At 71.2% G+C, this 25418-nt stretch carries 24 protein-coding genes and 1 pseudogene; 9 read left to right on the top strand and 16 right to left on the bottom strand.

What is annotated here, in order from left to right:
• Window positions 1–144: 144 nt before the first annotated feature.
• From AB0A90_RS20050 to AB0A90_RS20065, 4 genes are read right to left on the bottom strand one after another with little or no spacing between them, the layout of a single operon-like run.
• The gene (locus tag AB0A90_RS20050; RefSeq protein WP_357249805.1) at window positions 145–942 is read right to left on the bottom strand and encodes a PrsW family intramembrane metalloprotease; all 798 of its coding nucleotides are present in this window, start codon (window positions 940–942) and stop codon (window positions 145–147) included.
• A gap of 44 nt (window positions 943–986) precedes the next feature.
• Window positions 987–1697 (bottom strand): hypothetical protein, encoded by a 711-nt coding sequence (locus AB0A90_RS20055; protein ID WP_357249808.1) that lies wholly within the window; start codon window positions 1695–1697, stop codon window positions 987–989.
• Window positions 1694–2605 carry an ATP-binding cassette domain-containing protein gene (locus AB0A90_RS20060; protein ID WP_357249811.1) on the bottom strand — a complete coding sequence of 304 codons (912 nt, stop codon included), beginning with the start codon at window positions 2603–2605 and terminating at the stop codon, window positions 1694–1696. Before AB0A90_RS20060 ends, AB0A90_RS20055 begins: the two co-directional genes overlap by 4 nt.
• Before the next feature lie 58 nt (window positions 2606–2663).
• The gene (locus tag AB0A90_RS20065; RefSeq protein ID WP_357249813.1) at window positions 2664–3560 is read right to left on the bottom strand and encodes a hypothetical protein; all 897 of its coding nucleotides are present in this window, start codon (window positions 3558–3560) and stop codon (window positions 2664–2666) included.
• A gap of 144 nt (window positions 3561–3704) precedes the next feature.
• Between AB0A90_RS20065 and AB0A90_RS20070 the strand changes: the two genes are divergently transcribed.
• From AB0A90_RS20070 to AB0A90_RS20080, 3 genes are read left to right on the top strand one after another with little or no spacing between them, the layout of a single operon-like run.
• Entirely contained in the window at window positions 3705–4889 is a 1185-nt protein-coding gene (locus tag AB0A90_RS20070) for a histidine kinase (protein ID WP_357249816.1), read from the top strand.
• Window positions 4873–5532, top strand: a complete 660-nt coding sequence (locus AB0A90_RS20075; protein WP_357249819.1) for a response regulator transcription factor — start codon at window positions 4873–4875, stop codon at window positions 5530–5532. Before AB0A90_RS20070 ends, AB0A90_RS20075 begins: the two co-directional genes overlap by 17 nt.
• A gap of 59 nt (window positions 5533–5591) precedes the next feature.
• On the top strand, window positions 5592–6296 hold the full coding sequence (locus tag AB0A90_RS20080) for a permease-like cell division protein FtsX (RefSeq protein WP_357249822.1): 705 nt from the start codon (window positions 5592–5594) through the stop codon (window positions 6294–6296).
• Between the two features lie 52 nt (window positions 6297–6348).
• Here AB0A90_RS20080 and AB0A90_RS20085 read toward each other — a convergent pair whose 3' ends face one another.
• From AB0A90_RS20085 to AB0A90_RS20120, 8 genes and pseudogenes are all read right to left on the bottom strand, one after another.
• Window positions 6349–6933, bottom strand: a complete 585-nt coding sequence (locus tag AB0A90_RS20085; RefSeq protein WP_357249825.1) for a hypothetical protein — start codon at window positions 6931–6933, stop codon at window positions 6349–6351.
• A 21-nt stretch (window positions 6934–6954) separates the two neighbouring features.
• Window positions 6955–8847 carry a hypothetical protein gene (locus tag AB0A90_RS20090; RefSeq protein WP_357249828.1) on the bottom strand — a complete coding sequence of 631 codons (1893 nt, stop codon included), beginning with the start codon at window positions 8845–8847 and terminating at the stop codon, window positions 6955–6957.
• The gene (locus tag AB0A90_RS20095; RefSeq protein ID WP_357249830.1) at window positions 8844–9608 is read right to left on the bottom strand and encodes an ABC transporter ATP-binding protein; all 765 of its coding nucleotides are present in this window, start codon (window positions 9606–9608) and stop codon (window positions 8844–8846) included. Before AB0A90_RS20095 ends, AB0A90_RS20090 begins: the two co-directional genes overlap by 4 nt.
• Window positions 9609–9677: 69 nt before the next feature.
• Window positions 9678–10097, bottom strand: a complete 420-nt coding sequence (locus tag AB0A90_RS20100; protein ID WP_357249833.1) for an ASCH domain-containing protein — start codon at window positions 10095–10097, stop codon at window positions 9678–9680.
• A gap of 126 nt (window positions 10098–10223) precedes the next feature.
• Entirely contained in the window at window positions 10224–11024 is an 801-nt protein-coding gene (locus AB0A90_RS20105) for an FkbM family methyltransferase (RefSeq protein WP_357249836.1), read from the bottom strand.
• 43 nt (window positions 11025–11067) lie between these two features.
• Window positions 11068–12729, bottom strand: coding sequence for a sulfatase-like hydrolase/transferase (locus AB0A90_RS20110; RefSeq protein WP_357249839.1), 1662 nt, complete (start codon window positions 12727–12729; stop codon window positions 11068–11070).
• A gap of 211 nt (window positions 12730–12940) precedes the next feature.
• A pseudogene (locus AB0A90_RS20115) lies at window positions 12941–13615 on the bottom strand (CDP-alcohol phosphatidyltransferase family protein); the annotation flags it as partial.
• 159 nt (window positions 13616–13774) lie between these two features.
• The gene (locus tag AB0A90_RS20120; protein ID WP_357249842.1) at window positions 13775–14593 is read right to left on the bottom strand and encodes a helix-turn-helix transcriptional regulator; all 819 of its coding nucleotides are present in this window, start codon (window positions 14591–14593) and stop codon (window positions 13775–13777) included.
• Between the two features lie 121 nt (window positions 14594–14714).
• On the opposite strand from AB0A90_RS20120, the gene AB0A90_RS20125 reads away from it, so the two are divergent.
• Entirely contained in the window at window positions 14715–15059 is a 345-nt protein-coding gene (locus tag AB0A90_RS20125) for a DUF1330 domain-containing protein (RefSeq protein ID WP_357249845.1), read from the top strand.
• A gap of 100 nt (window positions 15060–15159) precedes the next feature.
• Here the strand turns inward: AB0A90_RS20125 and AB0A90_RS20130 are convergent, their stop codons facing one another.
• Entirely contained in the window at window positions 15160–16332 is a 1173-nt protein-coding gene (locus AB0A90_RS20130; RefSeq protein ID WP_357249848.1) for a beta-propeller fold lactonase family protein, read from the bottom strand.
• A 209-nt stretch (window positions 16333–16541) separates the two neighbouring features.
• Between AB0A90_RS20130 and AB0A90_RS20135 the strand changes: the two genes are divergently transcribed.
• The 5 genes from AB0A90_RS20135 (at window position 16542) to AB0A90_RS20155 (ending at window position 20354) form a co-directional block, all read left to right on the top strand.
• Window positions 16542–16937: a hypothetical protein gene (locus AB0A90_RS20135; protein ID WP_357249851.1), complete on the top strand. Its 396-nt coding sequence runs from the start codon at window positions 16542–16544 to the stop codon at window positions 16935–16937.
• Window positions 16938–17111: 174 nt separating this feature from the next.
• Entirely contained in the window at window positions 17112–18038 is a 927-nt protein-coding gene (locus AB0A90_RS20140) for a hypothetical protein (protein WP_357249854.1), read from the top strand.
• Window positions 18035–18487: an ABA4-like family protein gene (locus AB0A90_RS20145; RefSeq protein ID WP_357249857.1), complete on the top strand. Its 453-nt coding sequence runs from the start codon at window positions 18035–18037 to the stop codon at window positions 18485–18487. The genes AB0A90_RS20140 and AB0A90_RS20145 overlap by 4 nt, the downstream gene beginning before the upstream one ends.
• 5 nt (window positions 18488–18492) lie before the next feature.
• Complete coding sequence (locus AB0A90_RS20150) at window positions 18493–19731, top strand: histidine kinase (protein WP_357249860.1); 1239 nt, start codon at window positions 18493–18495, stop codon at window positions 19729–19731.
• A complete protein-coding gene (locus tag AB0A90_RS20155) occupies window positions 19728–20354 on the top strand; it encodes a response regulator transcription factor (protein ID WP_357249863.1) in 627 nt (208 codons plus the stop codon). Before AB0A90_RS20150 ends, AB0A90_RS20155 begins: the two co-directional genes overlap by 4 nt.
• A gap of 8 nt (window positions 20355–20362) precedes the next feature.
• Here AB0A90_RS20155 and AB0A90_RS20160 read toward each other — a convergent pair whose 3' ends face one another.
• The 3 genes from AB0A90_RS20160 to AB0A90_RS20170 form a co-directional block, all read right to left on the bottom strand.
• Window positions 20363–22153, bottom strand: a complete 1791-nt coding sequence (locus AB0A90_RS20160; RefSeq protein WP_357249866.1) for a gamma-glutamyltransferase family protein — start codon at window positions 22151–22153, stop codon at window positions 20363–20365.
• Between the two features lie 103 nt (window positions 22154–22256).
• A complete protein-coding gene (locus AB0A90_RS20165) occupies window positions 22257–23414 on the bottom strand; it encodes an MFS transporter (RefSeq protein WP_357249869.1) in 1158 nt (385 codons plus the stop codon).
• 279 nt (window positions 23415–23693) lie between these two features.
• Window positions 23694–25274: an alkaline phosphatase D family protein gene (locus AB0A90_RS20170; RefSeq protein WP_357249872.1), complete on the bottom strand. Its 1581-nt coding sequence runs from the start codon at window positions 25272–25274 to the stop codon at window positions 23694–23696.
• Window positions 25275–25418 lie beyond the last annotated feature (144 nt).

Below are 25418 nucleotides of genomic sequence, written 5' to 3' on the forward strand. Positions count from 1 at the left end.
ACACCTTCCCGACTAATCACACCAAATGTGAACAGCCTGACAGTAGACGAGGCACCGACCCGATCGCAGCGAGATCACCAACAGTCATGCCTTCCCCGGCCCTCGCAAGCAGGCCGGGAAAGGCATGGTGGTGTACGGCGAGGGTCAGTTCGGCTGGAGCTGCCCAACCCGGTGGTCACCGAAGGCCCGGTAGCGGCGCAGCTCCCAGAGCAGCCAGCCGATGCTGATGATCGCCAGCACGACGAAGACCAGTGAACCGGAGAACGTGTCCCACAGGGTGTGCAGAACGACGACACCCAGGAACGTGCCGAGGAAGCCGAAGAGCCGGCCGACGCTCGGGCTGGCCAACAGCGCCCACAGCGCGCCGGCGGTCAGCCCGGTCCACGCGGTGTGCCCGGCGGGCGCGGTCAGGCCACGGATGAACAGGGTCTGCTCCACCGCGCCGATGTTGCCCTGCGAACTCAGCAGCGCGGTGAAGGCGTACCCCATCGTCTCCAGCGCGGCGAATCCCATGCCGGCGGCGATACCGATGATCAACCCGTCCGAGGGCACCCGACGCCGATGCTGGGCCACCACCGTGAACAGCAGCACCACCGGGACGATCAGCTTCGCCGACTCCTCGATCAACGCCACGAACAGCATGGGCAGGGCGCCGAGGCCGCGCAGGGTGTCGTACTCCAGCGTGCCGGCGACCACCGTGCCGATCACCCCGCCGAAGAACGCCGACGTCACCAGTACCGACGCCGGCACCTGCCACCGACCGGTACGCGCCTGCGCGAACGTCAGGAACGTCAACGGCACAAGCGTCGCGCCGAGCAGGATGAGCGCCGGAACGAAGTTCGGATTCTTGGTGCTGACCAGCGTCCGCAGCACCGCCAGGTAAAGAACCAGCCCGACGACGAGCACCCCGACCCACGCCCACCGACGCCAACGATCTCCCATACCGCGCAGTCTGGCGGATCCAGGTTACGAAACACCAACTCCGTTCAGGTGAGGTCGCGGCGCCTCGCGACGAGCAGGGCGACGCCCACGGCGCTCGCGGCGTACAGGAACAGGAGTCCGAACGCCACCGGCAACGCCACCGTGCCGCCCAGATGAGCGACTTTCGTGACGAGGCCGATCGGCAGGTAGTCGCCGATACCGAAGGCGAACCCGAGGAGCATCTCGACGAACTGCCATCCGATGACGGCCGCGACGGCGATGGCCGGCTGGGGCACCAGCACCCCGATGGCGGCGCCGAGCGCGCCGAGCACGCTGATCGCCGCCGTCACGGCCAGGATGCGAAGGACGGCCTCGCCCGGTCCGTCGAGGACGACGTCCCGACCCATGGCGATCGGTGTGACGACAGCGGTCGCCAGCAGCGTGGACAGCAGCCCGAGGACGGCGCCGACGCAGGCGAACGCCGACACCTTGGCGCCGAGCACGGGGAAGCGCCGCGGCACTGCCAGGTAGTCGAGGCCCACCGTCCGGCGGACGAACTCACTGCCGACCACGGCCGCGGCCAGGGCGGCCACGACCACGCCCACCACGACGAGCGAGACGTCCATGAAGTCGACGACGCTCGTGTTGTCCTCCACCTGGTCGAGTGCGACATCCAGCAGGCTGATGAAGGCCACGACCGGAAGGACGAGGAGCACCGCCCAGGTCGACCGCACGGTACGGAGTTTCATCAGCTCGGCGCGGGTCAGTGCGATCATCGGATCGATTCCTTTCCACGGGTGAGGCGGAAGTAGGCCTCTTCCAGCGAGGGCTCAGTTACGAGAAGGCGGTCCACGCCGATGCCGTTGTCGAAGGCGACCCGGCCGACGGCGCGCGGGTCGTCTCCGGCGACGGTGAGGGTGGTCCCGGTGCGTTCGAGCACCTGGTGGCCCCGTGCGGCCAGCAGACCGGCGAGACGGTCCGGCTCGGGGACACTGATCCGCACCGTCGGGTCGCCGGCGAGCTTTCTCAGCCCGGCCAGCGTCTCCTGGGCGATGAGCTGGCCGTGCCCGACCACGACCGCCTTGTCGACCATCAGCGCGAGCTCGGCCAGCCCGTGACTGGACACCAGCACGGCACGGCCCTCGGCGGCGAGGCCACGGAGGAACTCGCGCAGCCAGCGGACGCCCTCGGGGTCCAGCCCGTTGGCGGGCTCGTCGACTATCAGGATCGCCGGGTCGCCGAGCAGGGCCGCTGCCAGGGCGAGCCGCTGACGCATGCCGAGCGAGTAGCCGCCCGCCCGGCGGCCGGCAGCGCTCTCCAAGCCGACGTCGTCGATGACCTCCTCGACCCGCCGCTTGGAGAGCCCGGCCTGGCGGGCCAGGATCCGCAGATGGTTGCGGCCGCTGCGGCCCGGGTGCACGGCGCCGGCCTCCAGCACGGTGCCGACGGTGCCCAACGGGTCGGCCAACTCCCGGTAGGGGCGTCCGGCGACGTGTGCCCGGCCGCTGTCCGGCCGGATGTGCCCGACGAGCGAGCGCATGGTGGTGGTCTTGCCCGCGCCGTTGGGGCCGATGAAGCCGACCACGCTGCCGTACTCGGCGGTGAAGCTCAGGCCGTCGACGGCTCTGAGCGTGCCGAACGTCTTCGTCAGCGCCGCAACCTCGATGGCGTACGCACTGGTCATGGACTTTCTTCTCCTTCTGGGACGTGTTGCGTTCGCACGCGTCGAGGACGAATCCGGGTCATCGGGAGGACGGGGCAACGGTGCCGGCAGCGACCGGACGCGCGGCCTCGGCGTTCGGGGCGGGCCGGCGCTCCTCCGTGCGGCGGCCCCACCGGGTACGCCCGCCGGGCTTGACGACGGAGAGGATCGTCGCGGTCCACAGCAGGACGGTGAACAGCCCCATGGCGCCGACGAGCAGCATCCCCGTGGTGCCGGGCTCGATCAGTCCCGCTGCGCCGCGGGCCTCAAGCTCCTCGATCCAGGGGCCCTCGGCGCCCGCCAGGAGAGGTATGGCGAGCGCGATGACCAGCTTGGCCAGCACCCACCTGTGCTTGAGCAGGCCCCACGGGGTGCCGAGCGAAACCACGACACCGATGATGATCGTCAGCAATGCACTCGGAATCGCCAGGAAGACATCAAACTTGCTCAGCAACAGGTAGGCCCCGTGCTGCAGCTCGTGGCTGTCGGCCGTCGCCCCGATGATCGCCAGCAGCAGCATGCCCGTCGCGATGCCCAGCCAGCCGACCCCGATGCCGACGTGCAGCGTCAGCCACACCTTCCGCGCCATCCGACCCAGCCGGGGAAAGCGCGGCTTCAGACCACCCACGATCGCCGAGGACAGCGCCATGCCGAGCCACGGCGTGTCGTGGGCGAACAGGAACAGGAACTGCGCCGGTACGAAGAGCAGGTGGAAGACGATCAGCACCTGGCGGGTACGGGCGGCGAGTGCGGGGCGCCCGAGCGCGAGCCAGCCGCCGAACGACAGCACCGCGGCAAGCGCGTAACCGTACGTCCCCGCGGTCGTGAAGTGCGGGTGCGGTGGGTCGGGACGCAGCGCGATCAAGGCACCCGCGGTGACGGCGAAGACACCGAAGACGAGCTGCGTTGTTCGCGGATTGAGACGTGGTCTGGCCATGCCCCCACCCTCGCCGGGGCGGGCAGGTCGGGGCGTCGGCGGATCTGATGGAACGGGTCAGTCCATCGGCGATGACCAACGGGGGCGGTGTACAACTTTCGACCGACGCCTGCGCCGGTCGATCGGCCCTACGCTGGCACCATCATGACGTCGCGTCTCCTGGACCAGGTGGTGCGCTGGTCCCGCCACCAGCCGCTGATCGACGCGTTGGCGGCGTGCGCCATCGCGGTGCTCGTGGCGACCGGGGAGTTCGGGACAGATTTCTTCGGCCCCACCATCGCCGGCTTCAGGCCCCGCTATCCTCCGCTGTGGCTCGGCATCCCCCTCGGCCTCGCGGTCGGGCTGCTGACCTGGCGGCGGCGCCAGACCCCGGTGCTGTTGCTGGCCTGCTCCCTGGGTGCGACCTTTCTCGTGTCGGCCCACGTGACGGTCCTGCTCGCGCTCTACACGCTGGCCGAGCGCACCACGGCATGGCCGAAGGTCGCCGCCAGCGTCCTGGTCTCGGTGGTCCTGGTCGGCATCCCGATCTGGCGGTACTCCGGTGCCGATGGGGCGATCCCGCTCAGCGTTGCCATCTGCGTCGCGCCAGCGTTGCTCGGCCTCTACGTCGGGACCCGGCGGGAGCTGATCGAGCGGATGCGGGAACGGGCCGAGCGGCTCGAACGCGAGCAGCACCAGCGGGTGGTCCAGGCCCGCAGCGACGAACGCGCCAACATCGCCCGTGACATGCACGACGTCGTCGCCCACCGGGTGGCGCTCATCGTGCTTCAGGCCACCGCACTGGAGTCGGCCAGGGGCCGGGACGCGGTGGCCCGGGGACGGCAGATCGCGGCGATTGGGCGGGAGGCGCTTGCCGAACTGCGCACCCTGGTGGGAATCCTGCGCGGTGCTGACGCCGCGCCACTCGCCCCGCAGCCCGGCCTGGCCGAGCTGGATGCGCTTGTCGAGGATTCCCGCCGGCTCGGCGTACCGGTCACCCTGGAGGTGGGGAACGTGACCGGGGAACGCCTACCGCTGCTCATCGAGCATGCCGCCTACCGCATCGTGCAGGAGTCCCTGACCAACGTGCACAAACACGCGCCAGGCGCCCGAACCCGGATATGCATCCGGCAGACACAGCAGTCGCTGCGGGTGACGATCAGGAATGGGCGCGGACGGCCGGCCACCGCCCCGCCCCTGCCGGTCGGCGGCCACGGGCTCCTCGGCCTCGCCGAACGCGTCCACCTGATCGGCGGGAAACTGACCTCGGATCCGACCCCCGACGGCGGATTCAGCCTGGTCGCCGAGATACCCATCGCAGCCGGGAAGGATCATGACCGCACCGACTAGGACGTTGATCGTCGACGACGAGTGGATGGTGCGCTCGACGCTGCGCACCATCCTCGACGCGGCCGCGGACATCACGGTGGTGGGAGAGGCGTCCGACGGGTCCCAGGCGGTCGAGCTGGCACGGACGCTGCGGCCCGACGTCGTCCTCATGGACATCCGCATGCCGCGGACCGACGGGCTCACCGCGACCGAGCGGATCGCCCGGCTCGACCGGCCGCCCCACGTCGTCGTGCTCACCACGTTCGATCTCGACGAGTACGTGCACACGGCGCTTCGCTCCGGCGCCGTCGGTTTCCTGCTGAAGGACGCCACCGCCGAAGACATGATCAACGCGGTGCGGAGCGCGGCGCGCGGTGACGCGATGATCTCCCCGCGGGTCACCCGCAGACTGCTCCGCCAGTTCTCCGGCCCGACCCCCGATCGGCGCAGCAACGCCGAACAACGACTCACGGTGCTCACCGAGCGGGAACGAGAGGTCCTGGTCGCCGTCGGCGGCGGCCTGTCCAACACCGCTATCGCGGCCGAGCTCTACCTGAGCGAGGCGACGGTGAAGACCCACATCAGCCGGATCCTGGCGAAGCTGGGCCTGACCAACCGGGTCCAGGCGGCGATCCTCGCCCACCAGGCCGGAGTGCTCGACTGAGTCCCTGACCACGTCGCGTGGGCGCCTGTGGCGCTTCACGATCACCTACCATCGGCCCCATGCGTCGCGTGGCACGGTCCCTGGCACTCACGCTCCTCCTGGTCCTGTCGACCTGCACCGGTAAGCCCGACGACTCCGGGGACGTCGCGTTGACCGTCTTCCTGGACAACGACGCGACGGCGACACAGAGAGACGCCGTGCAGCAGCGACTCCGGTCGATGCCGAGCGTGCAGGGCGTGGCTCTCGAAACCCGCGACCAGGTGTACGAGCGGTCCAAGGCCGATTTCCAGGACCAGCCCGACCTGCTGGCGGATCTCAAGCCGGAGTACGCGCCCGAGCTGGTGCACGCCACCGTCACCGACTCTCTGATCGCCGAGGCGATCGAGTTGGTGATGGCCGAGGCCGACGGTGTCGACGGGGTGTCGTTCCGGATGGCGGACGCCGATCCTCGGCCCTCCCGGATCGGGGTCATCGTCCGGTTGAAGACCTCGGCGACAAGCGACCAACGAGCCACCATCCACGACGCCGTCCGGGCACTGCCACACGCGACGTCGGTCGGGTTCGAGGACCGTTCCGCCGCGTACGAGCGCCTGCGCAAGCGGTGCCAGGGCAAGGGTGACCTGACCACGCAGCTCAAGGCGCTGATACCGCACGAGTCGTGGCGGTTCGCGCATCCCCTGAATGGCAAGGGCTCCGGGGTATCACACCTGATGACACTCGACGGGGTCGACGGCCTCAATCTGGTCCCCGTCGAAATGCTGTAGTCGCACTCCCCTAGAGACACATCAGCTCACGCCGGGCGGGTCGCGCTCGGAGTCACCTGTTGCGAGATCCGGCGTGGGTGGCGAGCCAGTTCGGCGGCAAGGGGATGGTGTGGAACCACTCCCGCGATATCTGGCCGTAGAACGGCGCCTTGAGCACCGGCGTTCCCCCGCCGAACCGAGCAGCGGCCGCGGAGGCGCGCCGGACGTTCAGCCACCAGCCGCCCCTCCCCCGGGAGGCGACGATTCTGCCACCCTGGACGATGCCCACGTGACGGGTCATGGGTGGCAGATTACGGGTCGTCCACACCCGACCGTGGAAGTAGACGATCGCGTCGATGTTGGACCACTTCTCGCGCATCGCCGGCCGGCCGAAGTCATCCGGACCCAGATAGACGCCCTGCTCGTCAATGGCGAAGAGCAGCTCCCGCCGCATCGCGCTCCGCACGCGACGAAGCCCCATGCTGACGAAGATGACCTCGAACAGCACGCCGAGGATGACGAACAGAAAGCGGACGCGCAGGTCCTGCAGGCCGACCACGATGGCCGTGACCGGTAACAGGCTGTACAGCGCCAACGTCAGTCCGGTCCGGAGCCGGCTCCGCCGGACCACGTACGCCGAGGCGGCATCCATTCTCATGACTAGAAGATACGGTGGCGATCACGAGCGGCCCGGCCGCGGCCGGCGGTCCCACAGCACCAGGCCGGTGAGCAGCATCGCGACGCCCAGCCCGACCATCGCCAACCCCGCCGCCGTGTGCGCGCTCCCGCTGAGGTGACCGGCCACGATCCACCCGCTGTCGATCCCGAACGCCAACGGCATCACCCCCTGCGGGATCACCGGGATCCACCCCACCGTGAGCAGTCCGAGTGCCCACGCGGTCGCGGTGTTCTCCCGGTACCACTGCGCGTCCCAGTTCAGCGGGAGCACCGTCTCCGCGGGTCGGCTCCGCTGGCCGGCCGCGGCGAGCACGTCGGTTCCGCGCTGGGTGAGGCGTTCGTCGGCCAACCAGATGCCGCCCCACCAGGCCGCGGCGCCGCCGAGCAGCCCGACCAGGGGCAGCAGCGGCGCCACCTCCGGCGGACCCCAGATCACCAGGGCGAGCACCGGCGCGGCGGCCACCATCCCGGACCCGGTGGCGACCAGCACGCTGACGATGTCGGTGGGGTTGTCGGCCGAGGTGGGGTGCCGTGGGTCGGCTACCGGCCGCACCCGCAGCAGCGACACCCACACCGGCACCGATGCGCCCGCGCCGAGCAGAGCCGGCAGGGTGGAGAGCGCGGCCAGCGGGTCGACGTCGGGCGCGAGGAGCACACCGACGACGGCGAGCAGCACCCCGATCGGGGTGATCAGCATCAGCCAGGCCAGGGCCCGACCGCGGACCTCGGCCCGTTCGCCGCCAGGTGTGGTGAGCGGCAGCCACAACGCGGTGCCGTCCAGTCCGACCAGTCCCGCCGACATCGCCGCCGCGCCGAGCACGGCGAGCGACCCGGCCCACGGCAGCAGCAGGTACACGTCGGACAGCAGCGGCAGCCCGGCGAGCAGCGCGCCGTACACCACCGCGAACGCCAGATACTGCAACCGCAGCGGATGCCGCATCCAGGCCCGTACCTCACGGCCCACGACCGCCCGCGTCGCGGCCGGCACCCACGCCCGCCAGCCGCGCCCGGGACGCCCGTCTCCGGCCGGTGACGCCGCCGTGGTCGCGCGCCGCGCGGCCGGCTCACCGCCGTCGCGCCGCACGGGCGGGAACGCGGTGGTCCCGCGCGGCCGGAACGGCACGCCCGTGGTGATCACCCTTCGCACGAGCAGGAGGTACGCGGCGGCGCAGAGCGCCACGATGCCCACCAGGGTCGCCATCAGGCGCACCCCCTGCCCGGTTGGTCCGGAAGCGGCGGCGACCGGCCAGGCACTCGGCACATACCCCATGGCCCGGACGACCTCGTCCGGCGCCCCGACGAGCAGGACCGACACCCAGGGGAAGACCGCCCAGAGCGACCCGGCGACACCCATCGCCGTGCCGGTGAGGATGCCGGTGAGCAGCGCCCCGGCCGGACCGCCGGCGTGGCCGACGATCTCCAGTGCGATCGCCGAACCGATCAGCCCGAGCAACCAGAGCAGCACCGCGCCGACGGCGGCGACGAGGACCGCGACGAGGCCGTGCCGAGCGGCGTGCACCGGCAGCGCGGCGAGCGCCACGAGTGAGACGGCCGGGCCGATGCCGATCGCCGACGCGGCGAGCAGACCGGTGGCGGCCGGGAGGCCACCGATCGGCTCCAACCGTAGGTGAGCTGGGCGGACCCGGCCGCGCCCGCCGCCGAGCAGCAGCGGCAGCACGATCCAGCCGAGCACCCACGCCCCGACGAGCAGGGCGAGGGTGTGCTGGTCACCGCGCAGCGCGTACCGGATCAGCCAGACGGCGGCGAGCAGACCCGCCAGGCCGGCCACCGTGGGTCCCGGATGCTCGCGCAGCGAGCGACGCAGCATGGCCGCGCGCATCCGGGCCGGCACCGCGATCGTGTGCAGGGCGCCGGCGTGCGGTTGCGCGCTCATCGTGCCTCGGTCAGCCAGTCCAGGCCGGCGCTGCCGGAGGCGTCGGCGCCGACCAACTCGACGAACCGTTCCTCCAGGCTGCCGCCGGCGGCGACCTCGGCGACCGGCCCAGCGGCGGCGACCCGGCCCTGATGGATCACGGTGACCTCGTCGCACATCTGCTCGACCAGCAGCATCGAGTGGGTGGACAGCACGCAGGTGCCGCCGCCGCCCACGAACCGGCGCAGCACCCGGCGGATGGTGGCCGCGGAGACCGGGTCGACCGCCTCGAACGGTTCGTCGAGCACGAGCAGCCGGGGGGCGTGCAGCAGCGCCTGGGCGAGGCCGAGCTTCTTGCGGGTGCCGGTCGAGCAGTCGGCGAGTGGTGTGCCGGCGCCCTTGGCCAGGCCGAGCACCTCGATCAGCTCGGCGGCGCGTTCGGTGGCCGCGACGCGGTGCAGCCCCCGCAGGCCGGCGCTGTAGCGCAGCAGTTCGGCGCCGGTGAGGCGTTCCGGGAAGTCGAGGCCGTCGGGCAACACCCCGGTCAGCGCCCGGGTCAGGCCGCGGTCGCGCAGCGCGTCGTGCCCGAGGATGCGGATCTCACCGGCGTCCGGAGTGACCAGCCCGACGGCCATTCCGATGGTGGTGGACTTGCCCGCACCGTTGGGACCGACGATGCCGTGGAACGTGCCCGAGTGGACCGTCAGGTCGATGTCGTCCACCGCGCGATGCGCCCCGAAGGTCTTCACCAGGCCGCGAATCTCCAGTGCCGGGGAAATCACGCGCCGAGCATAGGTGACCTTGCACGACGGTGTGGTCCGCTACCGACGGTCCACGGTGGGCATTGGTGCTCAGACGACGCGCACCAGCCGGAAACGCTCGGTCACGACCAGGGTGTCGTCGTCGACCGTGAAGTCGGGATTGCCCAGTTCCTCGCGCACCTCCGCGCTGTGCCAGAACGTCTCGTGCCCCGCCCGCCACTGCGCCACCGACTCGTCGCCCTCGCCCTCGGCCAGGGCGTGTGCCAGGTCGACGTCCGCGAGCCGAACCACCCGTACGTCGGTCAACTCGATGACCGCGACCCGCCGACCGGCGGAGTCCACCACGGCGGACAGTTGGCCCACCTCGGGCAGCGGCTCGTTCGCGCACTCGTAACCGACCAGCAGGCCGGTCGTCGAGGTCTTCGCGCCAGTGAGGATCGCGGCGACCAGCGTGTCCCGCAGCGGCCCCGGAAACGCGAACTCGGCGAGTGGAAGATCATCGAGGTCCATCCGCGGAGGGTACGCGATCTGGTGCGCGCCGGAAGAACCGTCGTCGACAAACCCTCGGCGGCGCGGCACGGTCTGGTGATGGGGTCTCCGCCGCTGGCCCTACGCGTAATGTGGCGTCGCGCTCGGCTACGGCGTGGCGATGGTCTTCCTGCCGAGGGATACGCAGTAGACGTCGCCGGAGTTCGCGGAATGCGGCAGCGCGGCGAGGTGCGCGGCCATGTCGTACGCGCTTACCCAGCTCTGGAAAGTCATCGACTTGTCGTCGCCCAGCGCGACGTCGAAGCCGTCGAAGCCGAGCACGGTCAGGCGATCGAGACACCGACCGGCGACCGCGCGCGCGATGGTGGTGAATTCGAACGAGAGCGCCGGCAGTGGCCCACTCAGGCCGGCCAGCACCTCGTCCTCGAAACCCTCCACGTCGATCTTGGTGAAGCGTGGCGTGCCGTACTCGTCGATCAGGGCGTCGACGGTGACCACCGGGACCTCGATGACCGAGTCCCACACCTCGCCCTCCCACCCGCCCGCGCCCCGGGCCGCCCGCACGAACTCGGGCGAGGCGGTCGACACGGTGGGGTTGGTGGAGTTCAGGTGCAACCGGGTACGGCCGGGGGCCGCGCCACACGCGGCGTCGACGAGCCTCACCTGATCGTCGTCGGCGTAGATCGCCCGCAGGGCGCGCAGGCACAGCGGCTGCGGCTCCACGGCGACGACCCGGGCTCCGAGTCGGCGGAAGCTGCCGATGTGGTCACCCACGTGGGAGCCGATGTCGAAGACGAGATCCCCACCGGTGACGAACCGGGAGTAGAAGGCGTCCATCCGCGCGTCGCGTTCGGGATCGCCGTAGTAGACGTCCAGCGAGCGGTGCAGCGGGGACATCGCCGGATCGCTCCGGAGCGCGGCGATCCTGGTGTCGGTGGTAGCCGTCATGCGTCTGGGTCCAGTCCGTTGGTGGGGTGCGACGGGGGCCGGGTCACGGTCCGAAGGCGGTCAGGAACCGGTCCCGGAAGGTGTCCATCCGCCAGACCGGCGCCTGCGGTCCCGGCTTGAGGCCGTCCTGCCAACCCCACCCGGAGATCCGGTCCAGCACGGCCCGGTCCTTCGTGATGATCGTGATCGGGACGTCGTGGCTGGCGTCCTCACCGGTGACGACCGCGGCGGGCTGGTGGTCGCCGAGGAAGACGAACACGAGGTCGTCGTCTCCGTAGGTCTGCACGTAGGAGATGAGCGTGCTCAGCGTGTACTCGATGGACGTGCGGTAGTCCGCCCGGATCTGGGTGGTGTTCCGGCGCCGGTCGTCGTCCGACCCGTCCGCGCCGGCGGCGCGGTAGACCGACCCGTCGCCGACGGCGGCCCAGTCGAGCATCGGCGGAACGGGGGTCCAGGGCGCGTGGCTCGACACCAGCGCCAGCTCCGTCATCACGTTGCCGTCCGGCTTCGCCTGCTCCAGGCGCTGCCAACTGGCCAGGGTGTACTGGTCCGGCATCGTGCCGAAGCTGAACTTCGGGCCACGGTACGCGAGCGCCTTGGCGTCGTAGAACCGCTGGTAGCCGAAGAACGACCCCTCCGGCCACGCCCTGCTGACGGCGGGCATCACTCCCACGGTCTGCCAACTCGCCCGCCGGAAGGCGCCGTTGAGGGTCATCCGGTCACTCGCCAGCAGGGTGCGGTGACGCTGGTCGTTGTCGATCCAGAGGCCGGAGAGCAACGTGTCGTGCGCGAGCCAACTGCCGCCACCGAACGTCGGCGAGGTGAGGAAGCCACTCCGCGCGGCGAAGCCGGCCGCGCCCAGCCGGCTGGTGCCGCCGTCGAGGACGGCACCGACCTGCGGCGCGAACTCCGGGTCCTCGACGGCGTCGCGGCCGTAGCTCTCCACGAACGCGACCACCACGTTCTTGCCCCGCAGCGCGGTCAACAGCTGGTCGCCCGGGGTGTCGCGGAACGGGTCGGCCTCGATCAGCGAGGAGAACGTCTTCCGGTCGTCCAGACGCAGGCGTACCTGGAAGCCGTGGCCGTTGGCCAGGGTCGTCGCGGACGTGTCGGCGACCGGCACGGCCGGCGTCACCCGCACATCGAACGCGGCGCAGGCCACCCAGATGACCACGAGCGCGGCCACCACCCGGGTGGTGCCGGTGCGGTGCCCGACCACCAGCCGTCGCAGTCGCCGCACCGAGAGCGTCACCAGGACGGGCAGTCCCACGAGCACCACCGCCAGGAGGGCGGCGACGCCGATCGCGGCGGGCCGGCCGTACGACTCGCTGAGGAAGGCGAACCCCTCGTCGAGCAACGCCCAGTCGAGCACCGGGTCGAACGCCCGACTGAGCGCGGCCGTGAACCCCAGGTCGAGCAACTTCAGCAGGCCCAGCAGCCCGAGGGCCACCCCGGCGAGGGTGGCGACCAGTCGGCTGCCCCGCTGCGGCAGGGCGAGCAGGAGGGCCACGACCAGAAGCGCCTCCAGGGGGATCCGGACGAACGCGGCAGGGGTGAGACGGCCGAAGTCGTACGGCATGGTGAGGACGACCAGCACGAGCAGCGTGGCGAGGACGGCCGTCAGCCCGGCGGCGACGGAACGCCTCGCTCGACCCGCGCCCGCGGTGCCATCGTCGGCGGTGCCACCCGGGACCCCGTCCCGCATCGCTCGTCTCTGGCTCGGCAGCTCACGTACTCGCGTCAAGAGCGACAACCCGGGCATCCTTCCATGGTCGGTGCGGTGTACGGGCGGCTCAGACGCGGGCGATGTCACCGCGGGTCGCGGTAACCGTCGGGCGGTGGCTGCTCACCTGGACCATCGTGGCCGGTACGCCCAGGATGCTGTGGAGCGGGGTGCGGCGACGGTGCCGGGTCACCCACAACCACCTGACGTCGCGGCCGAACGACTCGATCAGCAGCGCCAGCGACGCCATCAACACCACTGTCGTCAGCAGTCCGGGCAGCGCGTCCGCCAGGGCCACCAGCAGCACCACGCCCTGGATCGCCGCGACGACCTTGCGCCAGTAGCGCGGCGGCAGGGACCCGCGCATCCAGCCCAGCACCCAGCTCGCGGCGACGAAGACGTAGCGCATCGCGCCGATCGCGAGCACCCAGCCGCCGACCGCCGGAGCGACGTGGAGGCAGAGCACCAGCACCAGGAACGAGTCGATCTCCATGTCGAAGCGCGCGCCCAGCTCACTCGTGGTCCCGGTGCGTCGGGCCGTGTACCCGTCCACCGCGTCGAGGGCCAGCGCCACGGCGGTCAGGGCGACCATCAACGCGATCGGCGCCGGCCGGGTGAGCGCGTCCGCGGCCAGGGCCGTCACGCCGCCGACGAGGATCGCCCGGCTCAGGGTCACCCGGTCCGCCGGGCTCAGACCACGCGCGGCCGACCGGGACATCCCCCGGCCGAGCAGGACGCACAGGCCCACCCCGTACGCCAGGCCGGCCACCCATCCCGCAGCGCCGAGACCGACCGTGCCGGAAAGCACCGCCAGCAGAGCGATCTGCACGATCAGTCCGAGGACCGGACCGGTTCGAACCGTTGACATCGTGCCTCCGCGACTCTGGTGGGGTGACCTCACCGGGAACACGGAAAATATGACCGATAGGTTCATTCTGAAACGCCCGCGGCACGGCCGGCATGGCGGACGCGGGAGGAGTCGCCCCGGCCGACGTGTGCCGACAGGACACCCCGACACGCGTCGAGGTCAGCGCGTGCCGGCTCCGGGCGTGCCGAGGGCGTGCAGCGCGGCGGCGGTCACCGGATCGGCGGGGAAGAATGCCTCGACGGCCAGTCCGGCGACGGTGACGTCCAGCGGGGTGCCGAAGAGGGTGGTGGTGCTGATGAAGGACAGCTCCCGCTCGCCGTGGCGGTACCGCAGTGGTATGACGACACGCGACCGTTCGTCGCTGGTGGGCGCCACGACGTCGTCGCCACTGGGGTAGCCGCGAAGTTCTTCGAGCAGGTCGGACAGGACCGGGTCGGTGGTCATCTCGGCCTGCTGACGCAGGCGGGCGAGCAGGTGGGCCCGCCACTCGGGCAGGTTGATGATTCTTGACGCCATCCCGTCGGGGTGCAGGCTGAGCCGCAGCACGTTGATCGGTGGGGTCAGCAGGTGAGGTGCCGCGCCGTCGGTGAACAGGGCGACGGCGGGGTTGGCCTCGACGAGCTGCCAGTGCCGGTCGACGAGTACCGCGGGGTACGGGCTGTGCCCGTCGAGCATCTGCCGTACGGCGGCCCGTAGCGGGGCGAGTTCCGGGTCGCTCAGCTCCTGGCTGGGATAGGCGGGGGCGTATCCGCCGGCGAGCAGCACCGTGTTGCGCTCCGCCAGTGGCATGTTGAGCTGCTCCGCCAGCCGCAGGATCAGGTCCGGGCTTGGCCGGGACCGTCCAGTCTCCACGAAGCTCAGATGCCGGGCCGACACTCCCGCCCCGATCGACAGGTCGAGCTGACTCAACCCACGGGCTCGACGCCAGTCGCGCAGCAGCTCCCCCACCGCCCGGCCCGGCCTGGTCCTGGTCGTCACTCCCTGACCCTAGTGACCACAACGGGTTACGCCCTATTACCTGCGACGTAATCGACAGCGAGCGCCGGCACTCGCGATCATTTCCGGAAAGGCCACGACCCGTCCGCAACGAAGGAGAATCATGACCGCGTACGCGCTTGCTCATCTGCGCCGGGCACCCGTCCATGCCGAGGTGCTGGAATACCTGGAGCGCATCGATGCCACTCTGGTGCCCTTCGGTGGCCGGTTCATCGTCCACGGTGGGTCTGTCGAGGTGCTCGAAGGTGGGTGGTCGGGCGACCTGGTCATCGTCGAGTTTCCCGATTCGGCCAGTGCCCGATCCTGGTACCACTCGCCCGCGTACCAGGAGATCAAACCCCTGCGGACGAGGCATCTCGAGGGCGAGTTGATCCTCGTCGAGGGAGTCGAGGCCGACCACCGCTCAGCGGAGTTGGCTGCCGTGCTCCGACGGGCCGTCGGTTCCTGACGTCGGGGCCAGGTCCTCGGCGGGGCGCGGCCCTCGGGTGCGGGCACCACACGGAACTGGTCCCGGTCGGCGAGCGACCGGGACCAGTGGGTGACGCCGTTCAGGAGGCGGCGATGCCCTCCATGCCGATGCCGTTCTCGAACTTCGGCAGGCCCTCCACGGTGGTGACGAGCTTCAGCGAGCCGTCCTCGTTCACCTCGTAGCCCTGCACGTTGCCGGCGGTGGCGTTCTGGACGTACAGGAAGCCGTCGCTGGTGGTCATGTCGATCGACCCGCCGTTGGTGTCGGCGGCGACGTTCTTGACGATTTCGAGCTTGCCGTCGTCGTTGACCCGGTAGGAGCTGATGGTGGAGCTGCCGGCGTTGGCGACGAAGAAGTAGTCGCCGACGCGTTGGATCCAGCACGGCGCCAGCTGACCGTTGGGCACCGACGGTCCGACCTGGTCGAGCGTGCCGTCGTCCTCCAGCTCGAACCGGCTGACCGCGTTGGCACCCGACTCGGTGACCAGCAGCGAGTCCTCGCTGTCGAAGGTGAAGCCGAACGGGGTGTTCCCCGCGTCGCTGATGACGGGGTTCGAGGCCAGCTCGCCGTGGCGACCGATCTCGTAGCTGAACATGACGTTGGCGCCCTTCGTCGACACCAGGACGAACTCGCTGTCCGGGTCGATCTTGACCTGCGCCGGGGCGGTGCCGAACGCGGGCGGGTTGCCGTTGTGCAGCCCGAGCGACCGGTTGGCGTCCTCGATCTGCGACAGGCGGCCCTTGTGCAGCTCGAAGCCCTGCACCGAGCCCTCGCCACCGGCGTTGAGGACGTAGACGAGGTCGCCGCGGGCCGCGATGCTGACCGGCAGCAGGCCCCCGGACCAGATGACCTGGAGCTTGTGCAGCTTGGTGCCCTCGACACCGAAGACGGTCACGGTGTTGCTGCCGGCGTTGACGGCGAAGAGCAACCCCTTGTGGTAGATCAGGGAGCCCTGCGAGGCCAGCGCGTCGAGCGGCGCGCCGATGGTGAAGCCGCCCAGCCCGCCGGTCTCGTACTCGCCCGCCTTGGTGAGACGGCCGTCCTCGTCGCGGTCGTACACCTTGATGGTGTTGCCCTCGGCCTTGTTGGTCTGGACGAAGACCGCGCCCTCGTCGCCGTGGTGGTGTTCACCCCCCTTGCGGTCGTCGTGGTATCCGGGGCCACCACCGTCGGCGAGAGCGGTCCCGGGGGCTGATCCGACGCTGGTCAGACCCGCCAGGAGGGCTGCCGCGAGCGCAACGCTGCGCTTCATCACTGAACTCCTTTACGCACACGAAGGGAGGAATACGAGTTTTCCTCTACTTCGAAAGCTATCGGAGGATGTAGTCATGAAGGGCGGTCTTACCCTAAAGCGGTAATTTCATACCGTTACGTGAAACGAGCAGACGTACGTGCCCGGATGGCATATCGCAAAGCGGACGGTGATGGCGTGCACGGGCCACCGGATGGGATGCTGCACGGGTGATTCGCCGACACGCCGTCCGGCTCGGGCTGGCGATCGCGCTACTCGCCGGCTGCTCCGAGGCGGCGTACCCGCTGCCGGATCGAAACTCGGCTGACGTTCAGGCTGAGGAGAAGCGGCTCGCGACGCTCCTGCCCGGCGAGCTGCTGGGCGGACCAGGCACCTGCAAGGTCCGACTACTCGGGCGCGACGGCTCTTCCTCGTTTGCGTGGGCGCACTGCGATGCGGCCCCGGGGTCCGAGGGCGGTTGGAGCGTCTCCGTGCCGGTGCGAGTGGACGGCGATCGCGTAACGCAGCCCGGCGACGGCAGCGAATACTCCGCGAGTGTGCGCCGCATGTTCCCCGAGCGGCTGGCAAGAGTTGTTCTCGACGACGACGGCAAGCTGCGGCCCTGACGGACTCGGATGGCGACGACATCACTGCCGTTTCGCGGATCTGGGCGCGGCGCGGGGAGGTTCGAGGCCCGTTTTCGCCTCCTACCCAGGGAGGAGGCCCGCTCCGACCGCCGGCCGCAACCGGGGCTCGCGGTCGGACGCTTTCGACCGCACCGGCCGCGAGCATCTACAGACATGACTACCGTGCTGCGTCGGGCGACGCACTGGAACCGCCCACTGATGGTCCTGGTCTCCGTGATGGCGGTGCTCACCGTCATCGCCGCGGTCGGCGTTCTCGCCGACTCGCGCGTCCTCATCGGGGCTCCGATCTGGCTCAAGCCGTTCAAGTTCGGGGTGTCCTTCGTGCTGTACGGCGCGACGCTCGCCTGGATGCTCTCCCTGCTGCCCCGACGCAGCCGGGCCACCGAGAGGGCGGCCGTCGTCATCGTCGCGGTGGCGGTCGTCGAGAACGCGTGGATCGTCGGTCAGATGCTCCGCGGGGAGGCCAGCCACTACAACGTCACCACCCCCCTGAACACGGTGCTGACCGCGTCGACGGGCCTGGCGATCATGTTTCTGTTCTTCGCGCACCTCGTCATCGGGGTCGTCGTCCTGATCCAGCGGATCCCCGACCGGGCCGCCGCGACCGCCGTCCGGTGGGGGCTCGGCCTGTCCCTGCTGGGCATGCTCGCGGCGGTACCGATGATCCTGCCGATGCAGGACCCGGGCATCGAAGGGATCGGCGGGGCGCACAGCGTCGGCGTGCCCGACGGCGGGCCGGGGTTGCCGATCGTCGGTTGGAGCACCACCGGCGGTGACCTGCGGATCGGGCACTTCGTGGGGCTGCACGCCCTCCAGGCGCTGCCGATCCTGGCGATCCTCCTGACCCGGTTCGCCACGCGGCTGGACCAACGCACCCACGTCCGCCTGCTGGTCGTCGCGGGCAGCGCCTACGGCGTACTCACCGTGTTGTTGACCTGGCAGGCGATGCGCGGACAGCCGCTGCTGCGCCCGGACGCCAGCACGCTGGCCGCGGTCGCGGTCCTGGTGCTCGCGACGTCGGCCGCCAGCGGGCTGGTGCTGGCCGGCCGACGCCGCCCGGAACTGGCGTTGGTCGCATGACCGAGACGCTGTTCTCCCTGACGTTCACGGTGGCCGCGCCGTTCTGGGCGCTGATGATCCTGCTGCCGCGCTGGTCGTGGACCGCCCGGATCATCGCCTCGCCGCTGATCGTGCTGCCGGTCGTGGTGATCTACGCCCTGCTGGTGATCCCGGCGATGGGCGACGTGCTGACGGCCGTGGGGTCGCCGACCCTGGACGGGGTGCGTGACCTGCTCGGCACCTCCACCGGGGCGGCGGCGGGCTGGGCGCACATGATCGCGTTCGACCTGTTCGTCGGCCGCTGGGCGTGGTTGGACAGCAGGGAACGGGGGGTGCCGGCGCTGGTGATGGCTCCGGTGCTGCTGCTGACCATCCTGCTCGGACCGCTGGGCCTGGCCGCGTACCTCGCGGTCCGGCCCCGGTGGCGGCGGCCGGCGGCTGCCGCCACCGACCCACAGCACCTAGGCTGACCACCGTGGGATGGCCGGCGCGACTGTTCGACATGCGCGACACGCTCGTGCGGATGGTGCTGCTCGACCTCAGCGGGCTGGGTTTCCTGCTCCTCGTCCCCTACGGCCGCGCCGCCAGCACAACACAGTGGATCCTCGCGGCGCTCGCGTTCGCGGTGGCCCTGGCGACACACCGTCGACCGGTGGTCAACCTGGTGATCCAGACCGTCCTGCTGGCGGTCGCGCTCAGCCTGGTCGAGGACTTCACCATCAACCAGGTTGGTGCCAGTTGGGCGCTGCTCGAGGTCACCATGCGGGCGCACCGCCCCCGGGTCATCTGGCTGTCCGCCGCGTTGCTCGTCGCGGTCGACCTGACCGACTCGATCGGCGCCCCGGTCAACCGGGTCGCCTCCGGCGTCGTCGGACTGGCCCTGGAGGTTGGCGTGCCGGTGCTGCTCGGCCTCGTCATCCGCGCCAACCGCCAGTTGAGTCGACAGGCCGTCGAGCGCGCCGTGGCCGAACAGCGCCAGCACGCGTCGGAGACCCGCGCGGCCCGCGCCGACGAACGCACCGCCATCGCCCGCGAGCTGCACGACGTCGTCGCCCACCACGTGGCGTCGATGGTCCTGCGGGTCGGCGTGGCCCGGCACGTGCTCACCGACCTGGACCCCCGGGTCGGCGAGGTGTTCGACGACGTGCACGGCACCGGCACCGCGGCCCTGGCGGAGCTGCGCCGGCTGGTCGCGGTGCTGCGCAACCCCGACGGAGTACGCGGTGACGCGGCGCTGACCGCGATCGAACCCTCCGCGCTGCCGGCGGCGATCGGCACGTCCATCGACCGGGCCCGGCACGCCGGCATCACCGTGGACGCCGACCTGGACCCGGCGATCGGTTCGCTCGACGCGGTCCGCGGCATGGCGGTCCTGCGACTGACCCAGGAGGCGCTGACAAACGTGGCCAAACACGCGGGGACGTCCGCGCTCGCGCACCTCGTGGTCGCCGTTCGCGACGGTGCCGTGCACTGGGAGGTGACCGACAACGGACACGGTGGGACGCCGGTGGGCGCTCCGACCGGTGGCGGGCACGGCATCACCGGGATGCGCGAGCGCGTCGAGGTCCTCGGCGGTCGGCTGGAGGCCGGCCCGACCCCGACGGGGTGGCGGGTGCGTACCGTGCTCCCGTCCTCCGGCGCCCAGCCGCCCGCCCCCACGGTGCCCCGGGACCGCACGTCCCCCGCCGGTGCGCCCGCGCCGGAGCCGGCGTGATCCGGGTGCTGCTGGTCGACGACCAGCACCTCATCCGCGCCGGGCTGCGGATGCTCTGCGACGCCCAACCCGACATCGAGGTCGTCGGCGAGGCCGACAACGGCCGGGAGGCGATCCCGCTGGCCGGGCGGCTGCTGCCCGACGTCGTCGTCATGGACCTGCGGATGCCCGGTGTCGACGGGATCACCGCGACCAGCCGGATCCTCGCCGACCGCCCCAGCACCCGCATCCTGGTGCTGACCACGTTCGGCGACGACGACCACCTCTACCCCGCCCTGACCGCCGGAGCCTGCGGGTTCCTGCTCAAGGACGCGCCCCCGACCGAACTGCTCGACGGCATCCGGCGGGCCGCCGTCGGTGACAGCCCGTTCAGCCCGGAGGTGCTGCGGCGTCTCGTCCAGCGCGCGGTGCACGCCCGGCCCGAGACACCACGGCAGGCGCCGGGTCTGACCGCCCGCGAACACGACGTGCTGGACCTGGTCGCCGAGGGCCTGTCCAACACCGAGATCGCCGACCGGCTGCACATCGGTGTCACCACGGTCAAGACCCACATCACCAGTCTGATGACCAAGACCGACAGCCCCAACCGGGTACGCCTCGCCCTGTTCGCGCGCGGCGTCTGACCCACGCCCTAACGGCCGCAGGCGTAGCCCTGCATCCCCCGGGGGTTCGCGCCGGCGGACAGCACACCCGTCGCCGGATCGCGGGTCACCGCGCAGAGCCGACCCAGGCTCCACCCGTCGGTGACCCGCACCTCGTGCCCGTACGCCCGCAGCGCCGCCCGCACGCGCTCGTCGAACCGGTCCTCCACCACCAGGACGCCGGGCGCCATCTCGCGGGGATAGAACGACTCCGGCAGGCTCAGCGTGTGCCACGCCGGCGCGTCGATCGCCTCCTGAAGCGGCTGGCCGGCGACGAGATGCCGCAGCAGGAACGGCACCTGCCACTGGTCCTGCTGGTCACCGCCGGGGGTCCCGCAGGCCAGCACCGGCTCGCCGTCGCGGTGCACCATCGTCGGGCTCAACGTCGTACGCGGTCGACGGCCCGGCGCCAACGAGGACGCGAGCCCCTCCTCCAGCCAGCACATCTGCAACCGGCTGCCCAGCGGGAAGCCGAGTTCCGGAATGGTCGGCGAACTCTGCAACCAGCCACCACTGGGGGTCGCGGAGATCATGTTGCCCCAGCGGTCGACGACGTCCACGTGGCAGGTGTCGCCACGGGTCACCCCGTCCGCCTGCACGGTCGGCTCCCCGGTCGTGGGATCCGTCGCGGGTGCTCGCCGTACGGTGTCGGGTCGGACGTGGGCCGGCAGGCGTGGCCGCGAACCGTCCGGTCGCCCCGGCCGCAACTCCGCCGACGCGCGAGCACCGATCAGCGCCGCCCGCTCGCGCGCGTACTCCCGGGAGAGCAGCGCCGCGCCGGGCACGTCGACGCCGTCGCCGTACCAGGCCTCCCGGTCGGCGAAGGCGAGCTTGAGCGCCTCGACCTGGGCGTGCACCCCCGCCGCGGTCGCCGGGTCGTACGCGCCGGGATCGTCGAGCGCGTCCAGGGTGGCCAGCGTCTCCAGCAACACCGGACCCTGGCCCCAGAAACCGGTCTTCGCCACCGAGTAGCCGTGCCAGTCCAGGGTGACGGGCGCCTCCCAGGTCGCCGAGTACGCCGCCAGGTCGTCGCCGGTGACCAGCCCGGCGTGCGGCCGTCCACTGGAGTCCTGGAACGGCCGCCGGCTGAACGCGTCGATCGCCGCGGCCACGAAACCCGTGCTCCAGGCCCGGCGCGCGGCCTCGATCTGCGCCTCCCGGTCCCCGCCGGCCGCCTGTCCCGCCTCGACCAGCCGGCGCAGGGTGTCCGCGTACGCCGGGTTGGTGACCAGCTCCCCCGCCGCCGGCGGCCGGCCGCCGCGCAGCCAGAGGGCGGCGGAGGTGGGCCAGTGCTCCTCGAACAGTGACCGGACGGCCGCCACGGTGGCACCGACCCGACCCACCAGCGGGTGTCCGGCGGCGGCGTAGCCGATGGCCGGCTCCAGCACCTCGGCGAGGGTACGTGTGCCGTGCTCGCGCAGCAGCAGGAGCCAGGCGTCCACGGCGCCGGGTACGGCCGCCGCGAGCGGCCCGGCCCCCGGGACGAGGTCCATCCCGAGGGACCGGAAGTGCGCGATCGTGGCGCCGGCCGGCGCGGGACCCTGCCCGCACAGCACCTTCGGCCTGGGGTCCTGCGCGGTGGCCACGATGGCCGGCACCTCGCCGCCCGGTCCGTTGAGGTGCGGTTCGACCACGTGCAGGACGAATCCGGCGGCGACCGCCGCGTCGAAGGCGTTGCCGCCGCGTTCCAGGATGCCCATCGCCGACTGGCTGGCGAGCCAGTGCGTCGAGGAGACCATGCCGAAGGTGCCCCGCAGCGTGGGCCGGGTGGTGAACGTCATGATCACACCTCACTCGGATCCACGGTGCGAACGCAAGACCTCCGGGTCTACCCGCGCACCGCCCCGCCCGGTGCTCAGTGCGCGGGCTCAGGCCCGGCGGTGCTCAGTGCGCGGGCCGGGTCCGGTCGCCGCGGAAGAGGCTGAGCAGGACTACCAGGGCGAGCACCGCCACCACCGCGCTGAAGATCTCGGCGGCGGGACGCAGACCGGTGCCCTGGATCAGCAGGCCCACCCCGACGGCGGGCACGCCGAGCATGGCGAACAGGATCGCGAAGAAGGTCGACACCGCCTCGGCCCGGTGCTGCGGTTCGGTCTTCATCGTGATCGTCGCGATCCCGTCGCCGACCGCCACCCCGGACGCGACCCCGATGATCGCCGCGCTGACGACGAGCGTCCCCAGCAGCGCCATCCACATGCTGAACGCGAGCAGGCCCGCCCCCACGATCAGACCGACGCAGGCGCCGGCCAGCGCGGCGCGCGAGGACAGGACGCGGGTCAGCAGCTGCCCGAACGCCGCACCGGCGAACGCCACGAAGACCACGAGCGCGGCCAGGGTGTGCGAGGTCTCGTGCAGGACCATGCCGAGGAACAGCCCGCTCACCGACGTGAGCACCCCGAGCGCGGCGAACCCGGCGCCAGCGGTGATCGCCGAGCGGACGAAGGCGCCCCGGATGTTCGCCGGCACGTGCAACCGTTGCACCCGCAGCGTCACCGGCGAGCGCTCCCGCACCGTCTCCGGTACGCCGCGCAACGCGACGATCGCGGCGACCGCCAGGAGCAGCACGATCACCCAGGGCAGCCGGAGCGGGTCGGGCGCCACGTCCGCCACGATCCCGGACAGCAGGGTGCCGGTGGCGAGGCCGCCCAGGTTCGCGAAGATCGAAACGGTCGCGGCGCGCTTCGGGTGCCGAGGGCTGATCAACTCGGCCAGCGCCGCGGTCGCCGCGCCGATGATCAGCGCGGCGGAGAGACCGGCCAGGATCCGACCCACAATGATCATCGCCAGGTCCACGGCGGCCAGGAACACGGCGTCCGCGGCGACCGAGAGCAGCAACGCGACGAGGATGACCGGGCGTCGGCCGATCTGGTCGGAGAGCCGACCGAAGACCAGCAAGCCGACGACCACGCCCAACGCGTACAGGGCGTAGACCACTGTCACGGTGAGCGAGGCGAAGCCGAACTCCATCTCGTAGAGCGGGTAGAGCGGAGTCGGCACGGTCGTGCCCACCAGCGTGATCCAGAAGGCGAACGTGACCCGCACGGCGCCGGACGTGGAACCCGACCGTGTCGTTGCGCCATCGGCACGGCTGGCGTTGGACATAATCGGTCCCTTCGGGCTCGGACGCCCCTGCTGCGGGCCATCGCGGCTCCTGTCCCCCGTGCAGCATGGGTCCTGGCCCACCGCGCGGGTGTGACAACAGCCCGAAAAGCCCTCATCAGGTGGCACCCCTCCGGGGGTGCACGGCCCGTCCCGCGCCCGGCGGTTGGACACCGACGCCGCGGACCCGGCTCGGTGGCCAACCACCAGGCGCACCCCGTCCTAGGCCGACACGTGCGCCACCCCGGGCCGGCCGCTCTGCACGTAGACACTGGCCCGCGTCGCGATCGGGGCGCCCGGCACGTCGACGTACGGCACGACGCGGTAGTCGGTGCGCATCTCGCGACGGCCGAGGTGGACCACCTGATATCCGCGCTGGGAGTTGTGGAACTTCATGTGCGGGTTCTCGGCCAGCCAGGTCACCCCGAGCGCGTCCATGTCCGTGCCGTTGCCGCCCGAGCTGATCGACGTGCCGAGGAACTCGGTGCCGATCGTGCGGGAGGCCGGGTCGGCGAAGTTCAGCTTGAGGTCGGCGGCCACGCTGCGGTGCGCGTCGCCGGTGACGACGAGGAAGTTCTCGACGTTCCGCTTCGCCAGACCGTCGAAGAGCCGCTGCCGCGCCGCCGCGTACCCGTCCCAGGTGTCCATGCCGAACGTCTCGGTTGGGCCGCCGGTGTGGTCGGCCTCCATCGCGAAGACCTGGTTACCGAGGACGTTCCAGCGTGCGCGCGACGCGCCGAGGCCCGCCAGCAGCCAGGCTTCCTGCTTGGCGCCGAGGATCTGCCGGTTCGGGTCCCAGCGCAACGACTGGTCGGTGAGTTGCTGGTCCCGGAAGCGCCGGGTGTCGAGCACGTCGAGCTGGAGCAGGTCGCCGAACGTCAGGCGTCGGTAGACCTGCATCTCCGGACCCCTGGGCATGGACGAGCGGCGCAGCGGCAGGTTCTCGTAGTACGCCTGGTAGGCGGCGGCCCGGCGCAGCCGGAACACCGCGGGGTCCTGGTCCGGCTCGGTGTCCGGCTGCGAGTGGTCACCGGCCCAGTTGTTCTCCACGTCGTGATCGTCCGGGGCGACCACCCAGGGCGCCGCCCGGTGCGCCGCCTGGAGTGCCGGGTCGAGTTTGTACTGCGAGTAGCGGATCCGGTAGTCGGTCAGCGAGAACGTCTCCGCCGCCGGGATGTGCGGGCGGCCGATCGTGCCGGCGCCGGCACCCTCGTAGATGTAGTCGCCGAGGTGGACCACCAGGTCCAGGTCCTCCCGGGCCATGTGCTCGTAGGCGGTGAAGAAGCCGTCGGTGTACGCCTGGCAGCTCGCGAACGCGAAGCTCATCGATTGCAGAGCGGCACCCGGCCGCGGGGCCGTGCGTGTGCGACCGACCGGGCTGACCTGGCCCGCGACACGGAACCGGTACCAGTACACGCGATCCGGCCGCAGGCCGTGCACCTCGGCGTGCACCGAGTGCGCCCAGTCGCCGGTGGCCCGCTCCACGCCGTGCCGCACCACCCGGCGGAACCTCTCGTCCTCGGCCACCTCCCACCGCACGTTCACGGCGCGGTCGGGCATGCCCCCGAGGCCGTCCAGGGCGAGCGGGTCCGGTGCCAGTCGGGTCCAGAGCACGACGCCGTCGGGCGACGGGTCGCCAGAGGCGACACCGAGCGTGAACGCGTAGCCGGGCAGCGTGCGGTGGTCGCCCGAGGCGCCGGGGTTCGCCGAGGCGGGCTCGGCCGCCAGGATCGTCGCGCCGGCGGCGACACCTCCCAGGGCGAGGAAGTGACGACGCGGCAGCGTCCGGGGTGACTGCGACATGGAGGGATACCTTCCGGAGGGCAGACGGTGTTGCGTGTGCTCCCTTGATCCCAACTGTCCGACATGACGCCCGCCGGAACACCCAGTGAACAGGGCCGGGGCATTCCACTGACGACGGTGACACCGCCGGGTCACGGGGAAGCG

Origin of the sequence: Micromonospora sp. NPDC049204, assembly GCF_040647935.1 — a bacterium.
GTDB lineage: Bacteria > Actinomycetota > Actinomycetes > Mycobacteriales > Micromonosporaceae > Micromonospora.

Excerpts from the sequence above, each read along its gene's own strand:
- AB0A90_RS20050 (WP_357249805.1), bottom strand. The coding sequence starts at position 942 with ATGGGAGATCGTTGGCGTCGGTGGGCGTGGGTCGGGGTGCTCGTCGTC.
- AB0A90_RS20055 (WP_357249808.1), bottom strand. The coding sequence starts at position 1,697 with ATGATCGCACTGACCCGCGCCGAGCTGATGAAACTCCGTACCGTGCGG.
- AB0A90_RS20060 (WP_357249811.1), bottom strand. The coding sequence starts at position 2,605 with ATGACCAGTGCGTACGCCATCGAGGTTGCGGCGCTGACGAAGACGTTC.
- AB0A90_RS20065 (WP_357249813.1), bottom strand. The coding sequence starts at position 3,560 with ATGGCCAGACCACGTCTCAATCCGCGAACAACGCAGCTCGTCTTCGGT.
- AB0A90_RS20070 (WP_357249816.1), top strand. The coding sequence starts at position 3,705 with ATGACGTCGCGTCTCCTGGACCAGGTGGTGCGCTGGTCCCGCCACCAG.
- AB0A90_RS20075 (WP_357249819.1), top strand. The coding sequence starts at position 4,873 with ATGACCGCACCGACTAGGACGTTGATCGTCGACGACGAGTGGATGGTG.
- AB0A90_RS20080 (WP_357249822.1), top strand. The coding sequence starts at position 5,592 with ATGCGTCGCGTGGCACGGTCCCTGGCACTCACGCTCCTCCTGGTCCTG.
- AB0A90_RS20085 (WP_357249825.1), bottom strand. The coding sequence starts at position 6,933 with ATGAGAATGGATGCCGCCTCGGCGTACGTGGTCCGGCGGAGCCGGCTC.
- AB0A90_RS20090 (WP_357249828.1), bottom strand. The coding sequence starts at position 8,847 with ATGAGCGCGCAACCGCACGCCGGCGCCCTGCACACGATCGCGGTGCCG.
- AB0A90_RS20100 (WP_357249833.1), bottom strand. The coding sequence starts at position 10,097 with ATGGACCTCGATGATCTTCCACTCGCCGAGTTCGCGTTTCCGGGGCCG.
- AB0A90_RS20105 (WP_357249836.1), bottom strand. The coding sequence starts at position 11,024 with ATGACGGCTACCACCGACACCAGGATCGCCGCGCTCCGGAGCGATCCG.
- AB0A90_RS20110 (WP_357249839.1), bottom strand. The coding sequence starts at position 12,729 with ATGCGGGACGGGGTCCCGGGTGGCACCGCCGACGATGGCACCGCGGGC.
- AB0A90_RS20125 (WP_357249845.1), top strand. The coding sequence starts at position 14,715 with ATGACCGCGTACGCGCTTGCTCATCTGCGCCGGGCACCCGTCCATGCC.
- AB0A90_RS20130 (WP_357249848.1), bottom strand. The coding sequence starts at position 16,332 with ATGAAGCGCAGCGTTGCGCTCGCGGCAGCCCTCCTGGCGGGTCTGACC.
- AB0A90_RS20140 (WP_357249854.1), top strand. The coding sequence starts at position 17,112 with ATGACTACCGTGCTGCGTCGGGCGACGCACTGGAACCGCCCACTGATG.
- AB0A90_RS20145 (WP_357249857.1), top strand. The coding sequence starts at position 18,035 with ATGACCGAGACGCTGTTCTCCCTGACGTTCACGGTGGCCGCGCCGTTC.
- AB0A90_RS20160 (WP_357249866.1), bottom strand. The coding sequence starts at position 22,153 with ATGACGTTCACCACCCGGCCCACGCTGCGGGGCACCTTCGGCATGGTC.
- AB0A90_RS20170 (WP_357249872.1), bottom strand. The coding sequence starts at position 25,274 with ATGTCGCAGTCACCCCGGACGCTGCCGCGTCGTCACTTCCTCGCCCTG.